The organism is Frankia sp. CcMO1, assembly GCF_977945845.1.
Genome location: NZ_CDWTMG010000208.1, coordinates 1 through 2661, shown reverse-complemented (window position 1 = coordinate 2661; position 2661 = coordinate 1). Strand labels below are relative to the sequence as shown.

Below are 2661 nucleotides of genomic sequence, written 5' to 3'. Positions count from 1 at the left end.
CGCAAGTTATTTCATTTCGACTCCTGTGTGCGGCGCTCGCCCTCCGGGGCGGGGACTCAAGCAGCCGCTTCAGTCGATGATGAGGGCGATGAAAATGATGCAGACGATGATGTTGATGAGCCAGCTGTGGGTGTTCATCCAGTCTCGGACGCGCGGTGCGGCGACTTCTGCCCGTCTATGGAACAGTACCCGGGCAAGCAGCGGCAGTGCCGCCACCGTAACGGTCATCCCGATGAACGGGAGTGCTGCCGCATAGGACGCGTTGTTCTGCTGCAGATGTATTCCAACCGTCATCATAATCACGATGTCCGAGGGCATCAGCAGAATGACGAACAGTCCGACTTGGAACGCCTTCATCAGATCTGCCGCCATCAGCGTCATCAGCCATTTCGGCGGCTCCACCGTTTCGCGCCGCACCCAGTTCTTCACGGCGGCGGCTGCCAACAGGCCCACCAGTACGTACTGGATGATCTGGCCGGCTGAACCGTTACTCCTCGGGCTGCCCAGGTCGACATCGCTGTCTAGCAGTGCAGCAAGGCCCATCATGACGGCCACACCGGTCGCTGTCGCGACCGCCACACCGGCCAGGAACCCCAGAGATACCCGCCCGGCTCGTGGCGTGGTAACGAAGATGATCGCCGACATGATCTGTGGTCCGATCATCATGGTGATTGCCAGCGGGAGAATCTGGAGACCGTCCATGGATGCTCCCCACCGCTTGACCATGCTGACTCACGCGAGAATCCTAGCCCTCTCGCGCTCGAACTCCTGGTCGTTGAGCAGTCCGCGGCGGTGCAGGTCGTCGAGCTTGGCCAGCTCGTCAGCAATGCTGGTCGTGCGGGTCGCGGCGCGGAGGTAGCCGCGGACCGCCTCCTCCTCGTACTGCTTGTGGAGCACCATCCGATCCTGCATCCCGTCGCCGCGCACGATCAAGTAACTCAGGATACCGATGACCGGAAGCACGAGGACAAAGATCGACCAGCCGGCCTTCCCCCAGCCGGACAGATCCCGACTACGAAAGATATCAGCATAGATAACAAACAGGAAATAGATCCAGACGGCAAACAAAAAGATAAACAGAACTGTTAGAAAAGCATTAAGCAACGGATAGTCCATAACCACTTCCTCGCTCGCCGAGCCAACAGCCGGACCGGGTCCTCCCGGCCCGTGCGCGTCAGGTGCGCCGCATTACCACAGCCATTACCTACCGCCTGTTCGCCGCGTCAAACCCAGCATCACCCGAAACTCACCCTCTCGTCTCGGCCCGATGCCGCAGACGGTGGCCGGGGGCACTAGGTGACCAGGGGCACTGACGGAAGACGGTCGGCTTGGGGCGTCCGGCCGGACTTGCGGGCCTTCGTCTTAGCACCGTCCCACTTCGCTTGAAGTTGACCATGGTGTACCCACCAGTCGGCCATGCCCGGCGTGGCGGCAGTCCGGAGCCGGTGCGCGGCTGGCTGCCCTACGGCCTCTCCCACGGCCCTCCCAACGTGGGATCAGCTGGACGATCGATGGTCATCGGCGGCCAAATGTCCACGCACGGCACTCACCCGTCCGGGGGATCCCGGAAATGGCGTCAACGGCACGTGGTGTGCTGGCAGGAAGAAGGCCGGCGCGGGTCACGCGTACGGACGGCGCCAGTGCGCGACAGGGGGACCGCCGGATGACACATCATCGAAGTCCACGAAGCCAACCTGACGGCTACCTTAATATATCGCGGTCATCCACAAGAGCAGTGACACCGTGAAAGTGGTCTCGGTCATGAACTACAAGGGCTGAGTCGGAAAGACCACTCTGACGGCGAACATCGGCGCGGAGATCGCCCGCTGGGGAAAACGGGTTCTTCTGATCGATCTTGATCCGCAGGCGAGCCTCACCTTCTCCTTCTACCGGCCGGAGGACTGGCGGGCGCACCTCGCCGAGGGCCGGACCATCAAACAGTGGTTCGAAGCCTGGCGGATGGACGGGCCGGTGCCGGGACTCGAGGCGCTCGTCACCGCCCCCACGGTGGCGAACTCCCGCATCGCGCATGGCGGTGGCCGGCTCGACCTGATCGCGTCCCACCTTGCCCTCGGCGACGTCGAGATGGATCTCGCCGCGCGGTTGGGTGGGGCACAGATCCACCGGTCGACACGCCACTACTTCGACGTCTATCTGCGTCTCGCGGCCGGGCTTGCCACCCTGCCCGGGCGGCTCTACGATCTGGTGCTCATCGACTGCCCGCCGAACTTCGGCGTCATCACGAGGTCCGCCGTGGCGGCCAGCGACCAGCTGCTCATCCCGGCCCGCCCGGACGAGCTGTCCACCCTCGGAATCGATCACCTGCAGTCCCGGCTGCGCCGGTTCACCTGGGAGTTCAACCAGGTCGCTGATCTGCAGGCCGACCTCCGGCCGGCCGTGAAGAAACTGGAACCGATGATTCTGGGCGTCGTCTTCACGATGGTCCAGTACTACGGTGGTCAGCCCGTTTCGGCGCTGCGGCCCTACATAGCGCAGACCAGAAGCCTCGGGCTGCCCGTCTTCGAGGCGATGCTCCGGGAGAGCAACAAGCACTTCGCCGGCGCGGCCCGCGCCCAGCTCCCCGCCATTCTCACCGAGCAGCTCAGCCGGGAACTCGCCTGGGAACTGCAGAGCCTGGTCGAGGAGTTCCGGCTCTTCGAA

At 63.5% G+C, this 2661-nt stretch carries 2 protein-coding genes and 1 pseudogene; 1 reads left to right on the top strand and 2 read right to left on the bottom strand.

Features of this window, described 5'->3' with window-relative positions; all coding sequences use genetic code 11:
• Positions 1–69: 69 nt before the first annotated feature.
• Both AC08OU_RS19350 and AC08OU_RS19345 read right to left on the bottom strand, forming a co-directional pair.
• Positions 70–702 carry a GAP family protein gene (locus AC08OU_RS19350; protein WP_476601489.1) on the bottom strand — a complete coding sequence of 211 codons (633 nt, stop codon included), beginning with the start codon at positions 700–702 and terminating at the stop codon, positions 70–72.
• Positions 703–732: 30 nt separating this feature from the next.
• Complete coding sequence (locus AC08OU_RS19345; protein ID WP_462204007.1) at positions 733–1116, bottom strand: SHOCT domain-containing protein; 384 nt, start codon at positions 1114–1116, stop codon at positions 733–735.
• 627 nt (positions 1117–1743) lie between these two features.
• Here AC08OU_RS19345 and AC08OU_RS19340 point away from each other — a divergent pair.
• Positions 1744–2661 (top strand): annotated as a pseudogene (locus AC08OU_RS19340) (ParA family protein); the annotation flags it as partial.

Bases quoted from the DNA above. Each gene is read 5' to 3' on its own strand.
- AC08OU_RS19350 (WP_476601489.1), bottom strand. From the start codon at position 702: ATGGACGGTCTCCAGATTCTCCCGCTGGCAATCACCATGATGATCGGA.
- AC08OU_RS19345 (WP_462204007.1), bottom strand. From the start codon at position 1,116: ATGGACTATCCGTTGCTTAATGCTTTTCTAACAGTTCTGTTTATCTTT.